Origin of the sequence: Bradyrhizobium sp. NDS-1, assembly GCF_032918005.1 — a bacterium.
In the GTDB taxonomy this organism is placed as follows: Bacteria; Pseudomonadota; Alphaproteobacteria; order Rhizobiales; family Xanthobacteraceae; genus Bradyrhizobium; species Bradyrhizobium tunisiense.
Genome location: NZ_CP136628.1, coordinates 3,143,863 through 3,158,667, shown reverse-complemented (window position 1 = coordinate 3,158,667; position 14,805 = coordinate 3,143,863). Strand labels below are relative to the sequence as shown.

General features: G+C 65.5%; 17 protein-coding genes. 7 read left to right on the top strand and 10 right to left on the bottom strand.

What is annotated here, in order from left to right; all coding sequences use genetic code 11:
- Positions 1-116: 116 nt before the first annotated feature.
- From RX330_RS14655 to RX330_RS14620, 8 genes are all read right to left on the bottom strand, one after another.
- Positions 117-1,721, bottom strand: a complete 1,605-nt coding sequence (locus RX330_RS14655) for a molybdopterin-binding/glycosyltransferase family 2 protein (protein ID WP_317243441.1) — start codon at positions 1,719-1,721, stop codon at positions 117-119.
- Positions 1,718-2,419 (bottom strand): XdhC family protein, encoded by a 702-nt coding sequence (locus RX330_RS14650; protein ID WP_212081484.1) that lies wholly within the window; start codon positions 2,417-2,419, stop codon positions 1,718-1,720. Before RX330_RS14650 ends, RX330_RS14655 begins: the two co-directional genes overlap by 4 nt.
- Positions 2,420-2,421: 2 nt before the next feature.
- Complete coding sequence (locus tag RX330_RS14645; RefSeq protein WP_007602422.1) at positions 2,422-2,745, bottom strand: XdhC family protein; 324 nt, start codon at positions 2,743-2,745, stop codon at positions 2,422-2,424.
- A gap of 10 nt (positions 2,746-2,755) precedes the next feature.
- Positions 2,756-3,958, bottom strand: coding sequence for a vWA domain-containing protein (locus RX330_RS14640; RefSeq protein ID WP_317243440.1), 1,203 nt, complete (start codon positions 3,956-3,958; stop codon positions 2,756-2,758).
- A gap of 128 nt (positions 3,959-4,086) precedes the next feature.
- Entirely contained in the window at positions 4,087-5,025 is a 939-nt protein-coding gene (locus tag RX330_RS14635) for an AAA family ATPase (RefSeq protein WP_212081486.1), read from the bottom strand.
- A 60-nt stretch (positions 5,026-5,085) separates the two neighbouring features.
- Positions 5,086-5,892 (bottom strand): FAD binding domain-containing protein, encoded by an 807-nt coding sequence (locus tag RX330_RS14630; protein ID WP_212081487.1) that lies wholly within the window; start codon positions 5,890-5,892, stop codon positions 5,086-5,088.
- 27 nt (positions 5,893-5,919) lie between these two features.
- Positions 5,920-6,405 carry a (2Fe-2S)-binding protein gene (locus tag RX330_RS14625; RefSeq protein WP_317243439.1) on the bottom strand — a complete coding sequence of 162 codons (486 nt, stop codon included), beginning with the start codon at positions 6,403-6,405 and terminating at the stop codon, positions 5,920-5,922.
- A 135-nt stretch (positions 6,406-6,540) separates the two neighbouring features.
- Positions 6,541-6,987 carry an SRPBCC family protein gene (locus RX330_RS14620; RefSeq protein WP_212081489.1) on the bottom strand — a complete coding sequence of 149 codons (447 nt, stop codon included), beginning with the start codon at positions 6,985-6,987 and terminating at the stop codon, positions 6,541-6,543.
- 170 nt (positions 6,988-7,157) lie between these two features.
- Between RX330_RS14620 and RX330_RS14615 the strand changes: the two genes are divergently transcribed.
- The 3 genes from RX330_RS14615 (at position 7,158) to RX330_RS14605 (ending at position 9,829) form a co-directional block, all read left to right on the top strand.
- Positions 7,158-8,513, top strand: a complete 1,356-nt coding sequence (locus tag RX330_RS14615) for a 3-carboxy-cis,cis-muconate cycloisomerase (RefSeq protein ID WP_317243438.1) — start codon at positions 7,158-7,160, stop codon at positions 8,511-8,513.
- 28 nt (positions 8,514-8,541) lie between these two features.
- Entirely contained in the window at positions 8,542-9,324 is a 783-nt protein-coding gene (pcaD, locus tag RX330_RS14610; protein ID WP_317243437.1) for a 3-oxoadipate enol-lactonase, read from the top strand.
- A gap of 112 nt (positions 9,325-9,436) precedes the next feature.
- The gene (locus tag RX330_RS14605; protein WP_018316533.1) at positions 9,437-9,829 is read left to right on the top strand and encodes a carboxymuconolactone decarboxylase family protein; all 393 of its coding nucleotides are present in this window, start codon (positions 9,437-9,439) and stop codon (positions 9,827-9,829) included.
- Here RX330_RS14605 and RX330_RS14600 read toward each other — a convergent pair.
- Together RX330_RS14600 and RX330_RS14595 are read right to left on the bottom strand one after the other, a co-directional pair.
- Positions 9,791-10,315 carry a hypothetical protein gene (locus RX330_RS14600; protein WP_212081492.1) on the bottom strand — a complete coding sequence of 175 codons (525 nt, stop codon included), beginning with the start codon at positions 10,313-10,315 and terminating at the stop codon, positions 9,791-9,793. The two genes, RX330_RS14605 and RX330_RS14600, sit on opposite strands and share 39 nt — an antisense overlap.
- Positions 10,316-10,496: 181 nt before the next feature.
- Positions 10,497-10,679: a hypothetical protein gene (locus tag RX330_RS14595; protein ID WP_018316535.1), complete on the bottom strand. Its 183-nt coding sequence runs from the start codon at positions 10,677-10,679 to the stop codon at positions 10,497-10,499.
- Positions 10,680-10,956: 277 nt separating this feature from the next.
- Here RX330_RS14595 and RX330_RS14590 point away from each other — a divergent pair, with 277 nt between their 5' ends.
- The 4 genes from RX330_RS14590 to RX330_RS14575 are packed head-to-tail and all read left to right on the top strand — an operon-like array spanning position 10,957 to position 14,758.
- Positions 10,957-11,874, top strand: coding sequence for an ABC transporter permease subunit (locus RX330_RS14590; RefSeq protein ID WP_212081493.1), 918 nt, complete (start codon positions 10,957-10,959; stop codon positions 11,872-11,874).
- A gap of 27 nt (positions 11,875-11,901) precedes the next feature.
- Positions 11,902-13,197 (top strand): high-affinity branched-chain amino acid ABC transporter permease LivM, encoded by a 1,296-nt coding sequence (gene livM, locus RX330_RS14585; RefSeq protein ID WP_212081494.1) that lies wholly within the window; start codon positions 11,902-11,904, stop codon positions 13,195-13,197.
- Positions 13,194-14,027 carry an ABC transporter ATP-binding protein gene (locus tag RX330_RS14580; RefSeq protein WP_212081495.1) on the top strand — a complete coding sequence of 278 codons (834 nt, stop codon included), beginning with the start codon at positions 13,194-13,196 and terminating at the stop codon, positions 14,025-14,027. Before livM ends, RX330_RS14580 begins: the two co-directional genes overlap by 4 nt.
- Positions 14,024-14,758 carry an ABC transporter ATP-binding protein gene (locus tag RX330_RS14575; protein WP_212081496.1) on the top strand — a complete coding sequence of 245 codons (735 nt, stop codon included), beginning with the start codon at positions 14,024-14,026 and terminating at the stop codon, positions 14,756-14,758. Before RX330_RS14580 ends, RX330_RS14575 begins: the two co-directional genes overlap by 4 nt.
- The last annotated feature ends 47 nt before the right edge of the window (positions 14,759-14,805 follow it).

Sequence of the window (14,805 nt, the reverse complement as noted above, 5' to 3'; positions counted from 1 at the left end):
GGTGCCGTAGGGTGGGCAAAGCGTAGCGTGCCCACGATTTGTATCCGCAATAGAAAAATGGCGGCACGGCGCTCCGCTCCTTTGCCCACCCTACGGCACCGTCATTTGCGGCCTCTTCATCCGCGTCTTGCCGCTTCCAAGGCCTGCGGCGTGTCGATATCGAGGAAGGCGCTCTCGCCGTCCACGGGCACTTCGGCCACTGCCTCCGTGTGCTTGGCGATCAAATGCCGCGCGCCGATATCGCCGTCGAGCGTCATCAACTCCTTGAAGAAGCGGCGCGACCACAGCACGGGGTTGCCGCGGCGGCCTTCGCTGACGGGCACGACGATGAGGTTGCCGCGGTCCGGCGCAAAGCCGTCGATGAGGCGGTCGATCAGGCCGGCATCGATCAGCGGCATGTCGCCGAGGCACACCACGGCGCCGTCGCAAGTTTCGGGGACGGCAGCGATGCCTGATTTGACCGAGCTCGCGATCCCGCCGGCGAAGTCCGGATTCTTGACAAACCGCACCTTCAGGCCTTGCAGGGCCTGCTCGACCAGCTCGGTCTGATGGCCGGTGACCACGATCACCTCGGATGCTTTCGACGCCAGTGCCTGCTCGGTCGCGATCCGCACCAGCTTCTTGCCATCGAGCTCGGCGAGCAGCTTGTTCGGGCCGCCCATGCGCGTGGAGCGGCCGGCCGCGAGCACGATGGCGGCGACCTGGCGATTACCTTCGATCTCCGGCGTGGCGCGCGGCTGCGGCCGCGTGACGATCTCCATCAGGAGACCACCGACGCCCATGCCCATCAGCTCGGAGCGCGTCACCTTGATGCCGGCGAGAAGCCGCATCAAGACCCAGTCAAAGCCGTTCTCGACCGGCGAGCGCGCGCAGCCCGGCGCGCCCAGCACCGGCACATTGCCGGCGCGGGCGATCAGCAGCAGATTGCCGGGATCGACCGGCATGCCGAAATGCTCGATCTCGCCGCCGATGCCGGTGACAGCCGCGGGGATGACGTCGCGGCGATCGGCAATCGCAGATGCTCCGAACACGATGACGAGCTCGGCCCCTAACGCCAGCAATTCCTTGATCGCGGCCGACAGCGCCTGCTCCTCGTGAGGAACGCGCCGCTCGGCGATGATGCTGGCGCCGGCCGGCGCGAGCCGCTCGGCGGTGACACGGAGCGTCTTGTCGATCACCTTGGAGGACAGGCCCGGCAGCAGGGTCGAGACCACGCCGACGCGCTGGATCACGTAAGGCGCGATTTTGAGCACGTCCTTGCCCGCGGCCTTCACCGCAGCGTCGCGCAAACTGCCTTCGACGCCGAACGGGATGATCTTGACGGTGCCGACCATCTCGCCTTCGACCACCGGCTTGTAGGCGGAAAGCGTGGCGAAGGTGATGGCCTCGTCGATATTGTTGATGCGGTCGACCGCGGCGCGGTCGATCACCAGCACGCCCGGGCGCGCGGCGAACAGATTGGCGCGGCCGGTGAAGGCGCGTTCGACATGGATGCCCTCGCCGCCGACGGCGAGCGCGATGCCGGCGGCCGCAACGTCCTCGGGGACGTCACCGGCCTCCATGCGCACCACGACGATGTCCTTGATGCCTGCACGCTCGAGCGCCTCGACCTCGGCGGGGCCGATCGTCGTGCCCTTCTTCAGCACCAGCGGTCCCTGACGCAGGGTGTGGACGGTCACCCCGCCGATCGCATCCCTGGGGCTCGCCGGTCCGAACTTCATGCGGCTACTTCTTTTTCCTTGGGAGGCAGCCGGAGCACCGCCGTGATCTCGGCCATGATCGACACCGCGATCTCGGACGGAGAGACCGCGCCGATCGCAAGTCCGATGGGCGCGTGGATGCGGGCGATGTCGCTCTCCTTCGCACCCTGCGCGCGCAACCGGTCGCCGCGCTTGGCGTGCGTTTTTCGGGACCCGAGCGCGCCGATGTAGAAGCAATTGCGCTCGAAGGCGTGCAGCAGCGCCGGATCGTCGATCTTGGGATCATGCGTGACCGCGACGAAGGCCGTGTAGGCATCGACATCGAGCGGCGGCAGCGCGGTGTCCGGCCATTCGGCCACCAGCGGAATATCGGGGAAGCGCTCGGGGCTCGCAAATGCCGTGCGCGGATCGACGACGGTGACGTCGTAGCCGAGCGAGCGCGCCAGCGGCGCCAGGGCCTGGCTGATATGGACCGCGCCGACGATGACGAGCTTCGCGGTCGGTGCATAGACGTTGAGGAACAGCTTTTTGCCGCCGGCCTCGACACTGGCGCTCTTGCCCATGCGGAGCTGCTTGTCCAGCTCCGCCCGCAGCGGATCCTTGGCGAAATCGGCGGCCTTCACCAGGCGCTGCTCGCCGCTCTCGGTGTCCGTCACCAGGATCGCCGGCCGGCGTGCGGCCCGCTCGGCATTGAGTTCGTGCAGGATCTCGAGCTTCACGGCTAGCCGACCTTCTCGACGAAGACGCGGATGGTGCCGCCGCAGGACAGCCCGACATTCCAGGCGGTCTCGTCGGCGACGCCGAACTCCAGCATCCTCGGCTTGCCGCTCTGGATCACGTCCATGGCCTCGGTGACCACGGCGCCCTCGACGCAGCCGCCGGAGACGGAGCCCAGGAAGGTGCCCTCGTCGTTGATGACGAGGCTAGAGCCCGCCGGGCGCGGCGCGGAGCCCCAGGTCTCGACGACCGTCGCCAGCGCGACGCCACGGCCGGCCTTCTGCCAGTCCTCCGCCGCCTTCAGGATATCCTCGTCGCGATCGAGCATGGGGTGCCTCTCAAGCTGCGGAGCGGATCAGGCTGCGGTGATGCGGCGGCAGCGGCCGGGAGAGCGTCGTGATCAGCTCCTGGATCGAACTCAAATTATGTACCGGGCGGAATTCGTCAACGTGCGGGAGCATCATTTTGATGCCCTGCGCCTTGGCCTCGAAGCCGCCGAACCGCAAGAGCGGGTTGAGCCAGATCAGCCGCCGGCACGACCGATGCAGCCGGTCCATCTCGAAGGCAAGCCTGGAATCGGCCTCCCGCTCCAGCCCGTCGGAGATCAGCAGCACGATGGCGCCCTGGCTCAGCACGCGACGCGCCCACAGCTTGTTGAAGTTGTGCAGCGAGGCCGAGATCCGCGTGCCGCCGGCCCAGTCCTCGACCGAGGCCGAGCAGCTCGCCAGCGCCTCATCGGGATCGCGCTGGCGCAGCGCGCGGGTGACATTGGTGAGACGGGTGCCGAACAGGAACACCGAGACACGCTTGCGCGCATCGCCGATGGCATGGAGGAAATGCAGGAACAGACGGGTGTACTCGCTCATCGAGCCCGAGATGTCGAGCAGCGCCACGATCGGCGCCGGCTTCTCGATCCGCCCCAGGTGATGGAGGTCGATGATGTCGCCGCCGGTGCGCAAGGATGCACGCAGCGTGCGACGCAAATCGAGACGAAGCCCGCGCGGATCAGGCCGGTGCCGGCGCGTCAGGAGCTCGGCCTGCGGCAGCCGCATCCGCTCGACGGCACGCAGCGCCTCGGCGATCTCGGCGGCGCTCATCTGGGCAAAATCCTTCTTCTGAAGGATTTCCTTGTCGGAGACCGACAGGCGCAGATCCTGCTCCTGATGCTGCGGCGTCTCGGTCATGCGCGGCCGCGACATCGCTTCCTGCACGCGGCGCGAGCCCGCTTGCGGCTTCTTCTTGGCCTCGTCCGGCAGCGGCACCGAATCCAGCATGTGCTTCCATTCCTCGGAGGCGCGGAAGAACAGGTTGAAAGCCTGCTTGAAAATCAGCGCGTGCTCGTGGCGCTTGACGAAGATCGCCTCCAGCGTGGTGAAGACGTCGGCACGGTTGCCGATGTCGATCACCTGCAGCGCGCTCATGGCGTCGATGACGGCGCCTGGCCCGACCGGCATGCCCGCGGCACGCAGCGCGCGGGCAAAGCCGACGATGTTGTCGGCGAACTGCTCGGTCTGCTCCGGGGCAAGGTGGTTGATGGCCATGGTTCAACACTCTCAGCCGTCATTCCGGGACGCGCCCCTTGGCGCGAACCCGGAATCCATCCATCCACCAACTCTGCGGCCCAATGGATTCCGGGTTCGCGCTATGCGCGCCCCGGAATGACGGAAAATCAATTCTCGCTCGTCGCTTCCTTCAGCACCTTCTGCAAGGTGTCGCCCTGCATCCGGGTGATGTCGTCCTGGTACTTGAGCAGCGCGCCCAGCGTGTCGCCGACCACTTGCGGGGTCAGCGAACGGGCGTCGAGCTCGGACAGCGCGGTGGCCCAATCGATGGTCTCGGCGACGCCCGGCGACTTGTAGAAATCCTGGTTGCGCAGCGCCTGGACGAAGCGCACGACCTGCTGCGACAGCTTCGCGGAAATGCCCGGCACGCGCGACTTGACGATGGCGAGCTCGCGCTCGGCGGCGGGATAATCGACCCAGTGATACAGACAGCGCCGCTTCAGCGCGTCGTGAATCTCGCGGGTGCGGTTGGAGGTGATGATGACGATCGGCGGACTCGGCGCCTTCACGGTGCCGAATTCGGGAATCGTCACCTGGAAGTCGCTGAGGATTTCGAGCAAGTACGCCTCGAACGCCTCGTCGGCGCGATCGAGCTCGTCGATCAGCAGCACCGGCGGGCCCGCAACGTCGGGCTCCAGCGCCTGCAGCAGCGGCCGCTTGATCATGTAGCGGTCGGCGAAAATGTCGCTCGAGAGCTGGTCGCGATCGGTGTCGCCGGCGGCTTCCGCCATCCGGATCGCGATCATCTGCGCGGCGCTGTTCCACTCATAGACCGCCGAGGACACATCGAGGCCTTCGTAGCACTGCAGGCGAATCAGCTTCCGCCCCAACGCGGCCGACAAGACCTTGGCGATCTCGGTCTTGCCGACGCCCGCTTCGCCTTCCAGAAACAGCGGCCGTCCCATGCGCAGCGACAGATAAGTCACCGTCGCCAACGACCGCTCGGCGAGATAGCCGCGCGACGTCAGGAGTTCGAGCATCGCATCGACCGATGCCGGCAATCCAACTGAAGTATTGGCCCCGGAGGTGTTGGCCGCTGAAGTCATGAAAAAGCCAGTCTCGCTACGCCCTCACCGGGACAAGTTTGGCCGAGGCGTGAGGTTCACTCACTCCTTGGCGTTGGCGGCATCGAGCGCGCGCCGCGTCAGCACACCGATGAGATGCGCGCGGTATTCGGCACTGCCGTGGATGTCGCTGTTGAGCCCCTCGGCCGGCACCTCGATGCCTTCGATCGCCTTTGACGCGAAGCGCTTCTTCAATGCTTCCTCAAACGCCTCGACGCGGAACACGCCTTCGGAGCCGGCGCCGGTCACGGCAACCCGCACATCGGAGGGACGCCGTGCCACGAACACGCCGACCAGTGCATAGCGCGAGGCCTGGTTGCGGAATTTGATGTAGGCCGCCTTTTTCGGCAGCGGAAACATCACCTTGGTGATGATCTCGTCGGCTTCGAGCGCGGTCGTGAACAGGCCTTGGAAGAACTCTTCGGCCTTGAGACGACGCTTGTTGGTGACGATGGTCGCGCCCAGCGCGAGCACGGCGGCCGGATAGTCGGCGGTCGGGTCGTTATTGGCGAGCGAGCCGCCGATGGTGCCCTTGTGGCGCACGGCGGGATCGCCGATCTGGCTCGCGAGATTCGCCAGCGCCGGGATCGCCTCGCCGACGATCGCGGAGGTAGCGACCTCGGCGTGCCTGGCGGTGGCGCCGATCACCAGCGAGCGGCCCTTCATCTCGATCGTGTTGAGCCCCTCGATGTGGGAGAGGTCGACCAGATGCGGGGGGCTGGCGAGGCGCTGCTTCATGACGGGAATCAGCGTGTGGCCGCCGGCGATCACCTTGGCGTCTTCGTTCTTCACCAGGAGGTTGGCGGCCTGCCGGACAGTCCCGGGGCGATGATATTTGAATTCGTACATCTGAATGTCCTGATCGCGGGATGCGCGTTACGCGAGATCGGATTTCGCCATCGCCTTGGCGCCGGCAGAGATCGAGGCGACGATGTTCTGGTAGCCGGTGCAGCGACAGAGATTGCCTTCCAGCTCTTCCCGGATCGTATGGTCATCGAGCTCGTTGCCCTTGCGGTGCACGATGTCGATCGCAGTCATGATCATGCCCGGCGTGCAGAAGCCGCACTGCAGTCCATGGTGCTCGCGGAAGGCCTCCTGCATCGGATGCAGCGGCGCGCCGTCGGCGGCCAGCCCCTCGATCGTCTTGACCTCGTGGCCATCGGCCATCACCGCCAGCGTGGTGCAGGACTTCACGGCCTTGCCGTCGAGATGTACCACACAGGCGCCGCACTGCGAGGTGTCGCAGCCGACATGGGTGCCGGTCAGGTGCAGATTCTCGCGCAGGAACTGCACCAGCAGGATGCGGGGATCGACGTTGGCCGTGACTGGATTGCCGTTCACGATGAGGGAGATTTTTGCCATAAGCACTCTCTATCAGCGCCCCGACGGGTCCCATCGAAGCGGTTCTTATAATTATTCCAGCCCATCATATGGGCCATTATGCCCGGGGGCAACATCACCCCGGACGCAAGGCGCCATGCCGAAAGGCGATAGCCTTCAGCCCTGTACCGCCTTGGCGAAGTTCGCGAAAAACTCGTCGGCGAGTTTCTTGGCGGCGCCGTTGATGAGGCGTTGGCCGAGCTGCGCCAACTTGCCGCCGATCTGCGCCTCGACCTCGTAGGAGAGCAGCGTGCCGCCGTCCTTCTCCGCCAGCTTGACCACCGCGCCCCCCTTGGCGAAGCCGGCGACCCCGCCCTCGCCCTCACCCGAGATCCTGTAGCCGTTTGGCGGGTCGAGATCGGAGAGCGTAACCTTGCCCTTGAAGCGTGCCGACACCGGCCCGACCTTCATTTTCGCCGTTGCGCGAAAGCCGCCGTCATCGGTCCTCTCGAGCTCCTCGCAGCCGGGGATGCAGGCCTTCAGCACCTCGGGATCGTTGAGCTTGTCCCACACGGCCTCGCGCGGCGCCGCAAGTTGGACTTCGCCGTTCATCGTCATGGCCATGGGTGCCTCCCGGATCGTGCGACTATAGTGCTGATCAAGTAACGCAGGGACGCGGCAAAGGAAAGGGCGGTGCCCGGTCAAGTGCAATGCATATTCGCAACTGCAAAAGGACCCGTGCAGGCGGTTGGGGATTGGCACAGAAGGGCCATGATGATTAGGTCGCGCGCACCATGAGCACATCCCTCTCCCCCCTGCTCGCGCCGATGCTGTCTAGCGCCGCCATGCGCGCAGTCTGCGACGACCGGTCCACCCTGCAGAACATGCTTGATTTCGAGGCAGCTCTGGCACGCGCCGAGGCCGCCACGGATGTGATTCCGGCATCAGCGGTGGGCCCGATCGAGGCGGCATGCAAGGCCGACCGCTTCGACATGGCCGCGCTGGCGGAGGCCGCGATGCGATCGGGCAATCTGGCGATTCCCCTGGTCAAGACGCTGACCGCCAATGTCGGCAAGGCCGACGCCGAGGCCGCGCGCTACGTGCATTGGGGCGCAACCAGCCAGGACGTCATCGACACCGCGACCATGCTCACGCTGCGTGCCGGCATCGCTGTCCTGGACGCCGATCTCAGCCGCGCCATCAAGGGCTTTGCCGCACTGGCGCGCCACCATCGCAACACCGCGATGGTGGCACGGACCTGGCTCCAGCACGCGCTGCCGATGCCATTCGGCCTGAAAGCCGCCGAATACGCGTCAAGCCTCGCCCGCGCCCGCTGTCGCCTCAGGCGACTCTCCCGCGAGGGCCTCGCGCTGCAATTCGGCGGCGCCGCCGGCACGCTTGCCGCGCTCGGAGACAAGGGGCTCGCGGTCGCCGAGCGGCTGGCGCAGGAATTGAACCTGCCGCTGCCCGAAGCGCCCTGGCACACCCATCGCGACCGGATCGCGGAGGCCGCATCAGCCTTCGCGATCCTCGCTGGCAGCTGCGGCAAGGTCGCGCGCGACGTCTCGCTGATGATGCAGACTGACGTCGCCGAAGCGTTCGAGCCGGCCGGCGAAGGCCGCGGCGGCTCCTCGACCATGCCGCACAAGCGTAATCCGGTCGCCGCTGCAAGCGCGCTGGGCGCCGCCATAATGGCTCCGCAGCTTGCCGCGACGATATTCGCTGCTCAGGTGCAGGATCACGAACGCAGCGCCGGCCCCTGGCATGCGGAATGGCCGACGCTGCCGCAATTGATGCTGGTCACTTCGGGGGCGCTTGCTGCCATCGTCGACATCGCCGAAGGCCTCGACGTCGATGCTGCGCGCATGCGCGATAATCTCGACGCGACCAAGGGGCTCATCATGGCCGAGGCGGTGACCTTCGCGCTGGCCGAGACGATGGGCAAGAGCGATGCGCATCATCTGATCGAGGCCGCCAGCAAGCGCGCGATTGCCGAGAAGAAGCATCTGCGCGAGGTGCTGTCGGCCGATCCGCAGGTCACTGCGCACCTTTCTCCGGAAAAAATTGCGGCATTGTTCGAGCCGATGGCCTATCAAGGGGCTTCCCAAGCCCTGATCGACCGGCTGCTCGACAGCCTCGACCGCGAATAAGAACCGCAAGATACGACGGAGACGCCGCATGCCCATGATCGATGCCGACGGATGCCTGCTCAACGTCTCCGTCGAGGGCCGGGACGGTGGGCCGACCTTGATGCTCTCCAATTCGCTCGGCTGCACGCTTCAGATGTGGGAGCCGCAGATGAAGGCGCTGACGCAGCTGTTCCGCGTCATCCGCTACGACCGCCGCGGTCATGGCAAGTCCAGCGTTCCGCCCGGTCCCTACACGATGGAGCGCTTCGGCCGCGACGTGCTCGCGATCCTCGACGACCTCAACATCGAGAAGGTGCATTGGTGCGGCCTGTCGATGGGCGGCATGGTCGGGCAGTGGCTCGGCGCGAACGCGCCGGAACGCTTCGGCAAGCTCATCCTCGCCAACACCTCCTGCTACTATCCCGATCCAACAAACTGGCACAACCGCATCAAGGCGGTAAAGGAGGGCGGCATCGCCGCCGTCGCCGATGCCGTGATCGCAGGCTGGTTGACGCAGGACTTCCGCGAGCGCGAGCCTGACATCAGCGCGAGGATGAAGTCGATGCTGCTGGCATCCCCGGTCGAAGGCTATCTCGCCTGCTGCGAGGCGCTGTCGACGCTCGACCAGCGCGACCTGCTTGCCAAGATCAAGAGTCCGACGCTGGTGATCGCCGGCCGCCACGACATGGCGACGCCGATCTCGGCGGGCGAATTGATCCGCTCGAAAATTCCCGGCGCCAGCATGACCATCATCGACGCCGCGCACATTTCCAACGTCGAGCAGCCACATGCGTTCACGGATGCGGTGGTAGGATTTCTGACGCAGCGCTGATCTCACAACACCGTCATTGCGAGGAGCGTAGCGACGAAACCATCCAGAAATCCATCCGCGGAGAGACTCTGGATTGCTTCGCTGCGCTCGCAATGACAGAGAGGAGAATGGAATGGACGACCAGAAGCGCCGCGATGCCGGCATGAACGTTCGCCGCAAGGTGCTGGGCAACGCCTGGGTCGACAAGTCGATCGCGAACCGCAACGCCTTCAACACCGACTTCCAGGACATGATCACCCGTTACGCCTGGGGCGAGATCTGGACGCGTCCGCATTTCGACGAACGCACGCGCCGCGTGCTGGTGATCGGCACCATGGTCGCGCTCGGGCAATGGGACGAATTCCGCCTGCACGTGCGCGCGGCACTCGCCGAGGGCGGCTTCACGCCCGACGACATCAAGGAAATCCTGCTTCAGCAGGCGATCTATTGCGGCGTGCCGGCCGCGAACCACGCCGTGAAGGAAGCCTCAGCGATTGTGCAGGAGCTCGGCCTGCTCGAGAGCTAGCGGCGCGACGTTCTCGACGATCTTCGGCGCAGCCTCGGGCCGTTCGATCACCACCACGATGGCTGCGCCGAGCAGGAGCAGCAGCTCGGTCGCATGCAGCCGGAGCGCGGCCATCTCGCCGACCTTCGAAGCCATCACCATGCTGGCAAACGAGAGCAGGCTGCCGATCGCGAGCGCAATGCCGAGCGCCTCGTCGCTGCCGCCACCCTTGCGGACGCGGGGGATGCACAGAAGCACGAGGTAGATCGCAAAGAACGCCACCACGGTCATCCGGCCCAGCGCCAACAGCCAGGCGGCCCGCACCGTCTCCATCCCCGCCATCTGGAGATGATCGCTCAGGTACAGCGCAACCGCCACGCTCGGCCGTTCGTAGAGACCGTGCACCGGCGCGACGACGATATTGAAGGCAACGAGGGCCCAGACCGGAATGAAATAGGCCGCCAGCAGCGCGCCGTTGACCGAGCCGATCCGCCAATTTCTCAACATGCCGCTACCCGCTCCGCCTGCCGTTCGCCCTCGATGGAAGGCTTGCCGGGGAGCTAACTCGCATCAGACTGTGGCGGCAATTTAAACCCTTTGTTTACCTTAATTGCCCGGGTGAACCCCAAAAAAGGGCCCCGCCTCTCGGCGGGACCCTCTTCATCCTCTTTACGCGTGAGCTCCCAGGTTACTTGTCCTGCTGACCACCCTGCTGCTGGCCGGGCCGGTCACCCTGGCGCATCGGATCGTTCTGCTGCTGCTGTCCGGGCTTCTGACCGCCGCCCTGCTGCTGACCCGGCTGTTGGCCTGGGCGCTGCTGGCCGGGGTTCTGACTCTGCTGGCCCGGATTCTGGTTCTGCTGCTTCGTCATTCAGGGAACTCCCTTGTTGAACGTTCAGAAGCGAGATAACGGCCGGCATCCACTTTGGTTGCCCCCGGAACCCGGTTCCTCGCAGTTGCGGAACCCCACCGCCAAAGACTTCTGTACAAGCCCGCCTGCCGTAGCGTGACCTGTTGCAGCCGCCAGTTCCCTCCTGTTACAAAACGGAAAGAATGCTTAGGGGCTGCCGGGGCCCAAGAAAACCACACTCCAACCCACTCTCCTCAGAGCTCCCTTTGAGCCCGCGTCAGGTTTGGTACGGCAGCCCATGGACTACTTCACCCAGCAGCTCATCAACGGTCTCGTCCTGGGCTCGATCTACGGCCTGATCGCCATCGGTTACACGATGGTCTACGGCATCGTCGGCATGATCAACTTCGCCCATGGCGATGTCTTCATGATCGGCGGCTTCATCGCCCTGATCACCTTCCTGATCCTGATCTCGCTCGGGCTGACCGCGATCCCGCTGATCCTGCTCGTCGTGCTGCTGGTCTCGATGGCGATTACCGCGCTTTATGGCTGGACCATCGAGCGCATCGCCTACCGGCCGCTTCGCCACTCCTTCCGCCTCGCCCCGATGCTGTCGGCGATCGGCATGTCCTTCGTGCTGACCAACTATTCGCAGGTCGCGCAGGGCGCGCGCGTCAAGCCGATCCCGCCCGTCATTACCGGCGGCTATACCTTGCATGAGAGCGCGGACGGCTTCGTGATCCAGCTCTCCAACATCCAGATCATCGTGGTCATCACCACCATCGTGCTGCTGGCGCTCTTCACCTGGCTGGTGTCGAGCACTCGGCTCGGACGCGACATGCGGGCCTGCGAGCAGGACCAGACCATGGCGGCGCTGCTCGGCGTCGATGTCGACCGAACCATCTCCATGACCTTCGTGATCGGCGCCGCCCTCGCTGCGGTCGCGGGCCTGATGTACCTGCTCTATTACGGCCTCGTCGATTTCTTCATGGGCTTCGTCGCCGGCATCAAGGCGTTCACCGCCGCCGTGCTCGGCGGCATCGGCTCGCTGCCGGGCGCCATGCTCGGAGGCCTCGCGATCGGCCTGATCGAGACGTTCTGGTCGGCCTATTTCTCCGTCGAATACAAGGACGTCGCGGCGTTCTCGATCCTGATCGTCGTGCTGATCTTCATGCCGACCGGCCTGCTCGGCCGTCCCGAAGTCGAAAAAGTCTGACGGTCGCGCGTGGCAGCTTCCTCACCCATGAAGGCCAAATCGGGCATCCCCTCCATCCTGAAGACGGCTTTCGTCAACGCGCTGATCGCGCTGGTGCTGTTCTCGTTGATGGTCGGCATCCGTACCGAGGCGGGCGCCTCGGGCCAGCTCACCTATTGGACGCGTTTCGGCGAACTTGCCTCCCTCGTCGCGGCGGTATTCGGCGGCTCGATCGTGATCGAACTGCTGCGACAATGGATCGGCCCGACCGGCGCCGAGAAACTGGTGCCGCCGGCGGTGAAGAGCGGCATGTCGTTTATCAGCCGCTACCTTGCGCCGGCACTTCTGATCTTCACGCTGCTGGTGCCGGTGATCTTCTATGACCAGCGCTACATCCTCGACCTCGCGATCCTCGTGCTCACCTATGTCATGCTGGGCTGGGGACTGAACGTCGTGGTCGGGCTCGCCGGCCTGCTCGATCTCGGCTATGTCGCCTTCTATGCGGTCGGCGCCTATTCCTACGCGCTGCTTGCGACCAATTTCGGCTGGTCGTTCTGGATCTGCCTCCCGCTCGCCGGCATCCTCGCAGCGTTCTGGGGTGTGCTGCTCGGCTTCCCGGTGCTCCGCCTGCGCGGCGACTATCTCGCCATCGTGACGCTGGCCTTCGGCGAGATCATCCGCCTCGTCATCATCAATTGGCAGGATCTCACCGGCGGGCCCAACGGCGTCTCGGGCATTCCCCGCCCCTCCTTCTTCGGCATCCCGCTCGACAGGAGCGATGACGGGCTCGCCGCCAAGCTCGGCATCGAATATTCGCCGACCCACCGCATCGTCTTCCTGTTCTATCTGATCCTGGCGCTCGCGTTGCTTACCAACTGGGCGACGATCCGCCTGCGCCGGCTGCCGATCGGCCGGGCCTGGGAAGCCTTGCGCGAGGACGAGGTCGCCTGCCGCGCCCTCGGCATCAACACCACGACCACCAAGCTGACGGCGTTCGCGACCGGGGCGATGTTCGGCGGCTTTGCCGGCGCGTTCTTCGCCACCCGCCAGGGCTTCATCAGCCCGGAATCCTTCACCTTCCAGGAATCGGCGCTGGTCCTCGCCATCGTCGTGCTCGGCGGCATGGGCTCGCAGCTCGGCGTCGCGCTCGCGGCTCTCGCCATGATCGGCGGCTTCGAGCTGTTCCGCGGCCTCGAGAACTACCGAATGCTGGTGTTCGGCATGTCGATGGTGCTGATCATGATCTGGCGGCCGCGCGGTCTGATCGGCCATCGTGCCCCCACCGTGTATCTGACCAAGGCGAAAGCGATCTCCTCCGACCTCGTCAAGGAAGGGCACGGATGAGCGGCGACAAGATTCTCAGCGTCGACCGGCTCGCCATGCGCTTCGGCGGCATCGTTGCCGTGCAGGACCTTTCTTTCGCCGCCGAGCGGAAGAAGATCACTGCGCTGATCGGGCCGAACGGCGCCGGCAAGACCACCGTATTCAATTGCATTACCGGCTTCTACAAACCGAGCGGCGGCACCATTCGTCTCACCCATGACGACGGCAGGACGATCGCGCTGGAGCGGCTCAACGATTTCCGCATCGCCAAAGAGGCCAGGGTCGCGCGCACGTTCCAGAACATCCGCCTGTTTCCCGGCATGACCGCGCTGGAAAACCTGATGGTGGCGCAGCACAACGCCTTGATGCGCGCCTCCGGCTATACCCTCCTCGGTCTCCTCGGCGTGCCCTCCTATCGCGGCGCCGAAAAGCGCGCCATCGATCTCGCCACCGACTGGCTCAGGCGGGTCAATCTGCTCGACCGCGCAGACGATGCCGCCGGCAATTTCGCCTATGGCGACCAGCGCCGCCTGGAAATCGCGCGCGCCATGTGCACCGAGCCCGCGCTGCTGTGCCTGGACGAACCTGCCGCCGGTCTCAATGCGCGCGAGAGCGCGGCCTTGAGCGAGCTGTTGCTGTCGATCCGCGACGAGCTCGGCACGTCGATCCTGCTGATCGAGCACGACATGTCGGTTGTCATGGAAATTTCCGACCACATCGTGGTGATGGATCACGGCGTCAAGATCGCGGAAGGCACGCCGCGCGAGGTTCGCGACGATCCCAAGGTGATCGCCGCCTATCTCGGTGCCGACGAGGAAGAGGCGGCAGCTGTGATGGAGGGCGGCTCGTGACGTCCCCCCTGCTCGCGATCCGCGGCCTTCGCGCCGCCTATGGCAAGATCGAGGCGTTGAAGGGCGTCGATGTCCAGATCAATGCCGGCGAGATCGTCGCGCTGATCGGCGCCAACGGCGCCGGCAAGTCGACGCTGATGATGACGATCTTCGGCAAGCCGCGCGCCCGCGCCGGCCAGATCCTGTACGAAGGCCGCGACATCACCGACGTCCCCACCCACGAGATCGCGCATTTGCGCATCGCGCAATCGCCCGAGGGCCGACGCATCTTCCCGCGCATGAGCGTGGCGGAAAACCTCCAGATGGGGGCGGATGCCACCGAATGCACCGAGACCGAACGCGAGGCGACGCTCCAGCGCGTCTTCACGCTGTTTCCGCGGCTGAAGGAACGCTATGCTCAGCGCGGCGGGACCCTGTCCGGCGGCGAGCAGCAGATGCTGGCGATCGGCCGCGCCTTGATGAGCCGCCCCCGCCTGCTCCTGCTCGACGAGCCCTCGCTCGGCCTCGCGCCGCTGATCGCGCGCCAGATCTTCGATGCGATCCGCACCCTGAACCGCCAGGACGGCCTGACCGTCCTGATCGTCGAGCAGAACGCCAACCATGCCCTCAAGCTCGCCCATCGCGGCTATGTCATGGTCAATGGCCTGATCACGCTGGCCGGCACCGGCGCCGAATTGTTGCAGCGCCCCGAGATTCGCGCCGCCTATCTGGAGGGCGGCCGGCACGGCTGACCGAACCACAGGCCAGCCGGCGTGCGGCCGAATGCGGCGAGATATCT

What these genes read in the sequence shown, in the direction of transcription:
- pcaD (WP_317243437.1), top strand. Translation starts at nt 8,542, where the DNA reads ATGCCCATGATCGATGCCGACGGATGCCTGCTCAACGTCTCCGTCGAG.
- RX330_RS14630 (WP_212081487.1), bottom strand. Translation starts at nt 5,892, where the DNA reads ATGTACGAATTCAAATATCATCGCCCCGGGACTGTCCGGCAGGCCGCC.
- RX330_RS14640 (WP_317243440.1), bottom strand. Translation starts at nt 3,958, where the DNA reads ATGGCCATCAACCACCTTGCCCCGGAGCAGACCGAGCAGTTCGCCGAC.
- RX330_RS14655 (WP_317243441.1), bottom strand. Translation starts at nt 1,721, where the DNA reads ATGAAGTTCGGACCGGCGAGCCCCAGGGATGCGATCGGCGGGGTGACC.
- RX330_RS14615 (WP_317243438.1), top strand. Translation starts at nt 7,158, where the DNA reads ATGAGCACATCCCTCTCCCCCCTGCTCGCGCCGATGCTGTCTAGCGCC.
- RX330_RS14590 (WP_212081493.1), top strand. Translation starts at nt 10,957, where the DNA reads ATGGACTACTTCACCCAGCAGCTCATCAACGGTCTCGTCCTGGGCTCG.
- RX330_RS14625 (WP_317243439.1), bottom strand. Translation starts at nt 6,405, where the DNA reads ATGGCAAAAATCTCCCTCATCGTGAACGGCAATCCAGTCACGGCCAAC.
- RX330_RS14595 (WP_018316535.1), bottom strand. Translation starts at nt 10,679, where the DNA reads ATGACGAAGCAGCAGAACCAGAATCCGGGCCAGCAGAGTCAGAACCCC.
- RX330_RS14600 (WP_212081492.1), bottom strand. Translation starts at nt 10,315, where the DNA reads ATGTTGAGAAATTGGCGGATCGGCTCGGTCAACGGCGCGCTGCTGGCG.
- livM (WP_212081494.1), top strand. Translation starts at nt 11,902, where the DNA reads ATGAAGGCCAAATCGGGCATCCCCTCCATCCTGAAGACGGCTTTCGTC.
- RX330_RS14635 (WP_212081486.1), bottom strand. Translation starts at nt 5,025, where the DNA reads ATGACTTCAGCGGCCAACACCTCCGGGGCCAATACTTCAGTTGGATTG.
- RX330_RS14620 (WP_212081489.1), bottom strand. Translation starts at nt 6,987, where the DNA reads ATGGCCATGACGATGAACGGCGAAGTCCAACTTGCGGCGCCGCGCGAG.
- RX330_RS14580 (WP_212081495.1), top strand. Translation starts at nt 13,194, where the DNA reads ATGAGCGGCGACAAGATTCTCAGCGTCGACCGGCTCGCCATGCGCTTC.
- RX330_RS14645 (WP_007602422.1), bottom strand. Translation starts at nt 2,745, where the DNA reads ATGCTCGATCGCGACGAGGATATCCTGAAGGCGGCGGAGGACTGGCAG.
- RX330_RS14605 (WP_018316533.1), top strand. Translation starts at nt 9,437, where the DNA reads ATGGACGACCAGAAGCGCCGCGATGCCGGCATGAACGTTCGCCGCAAG.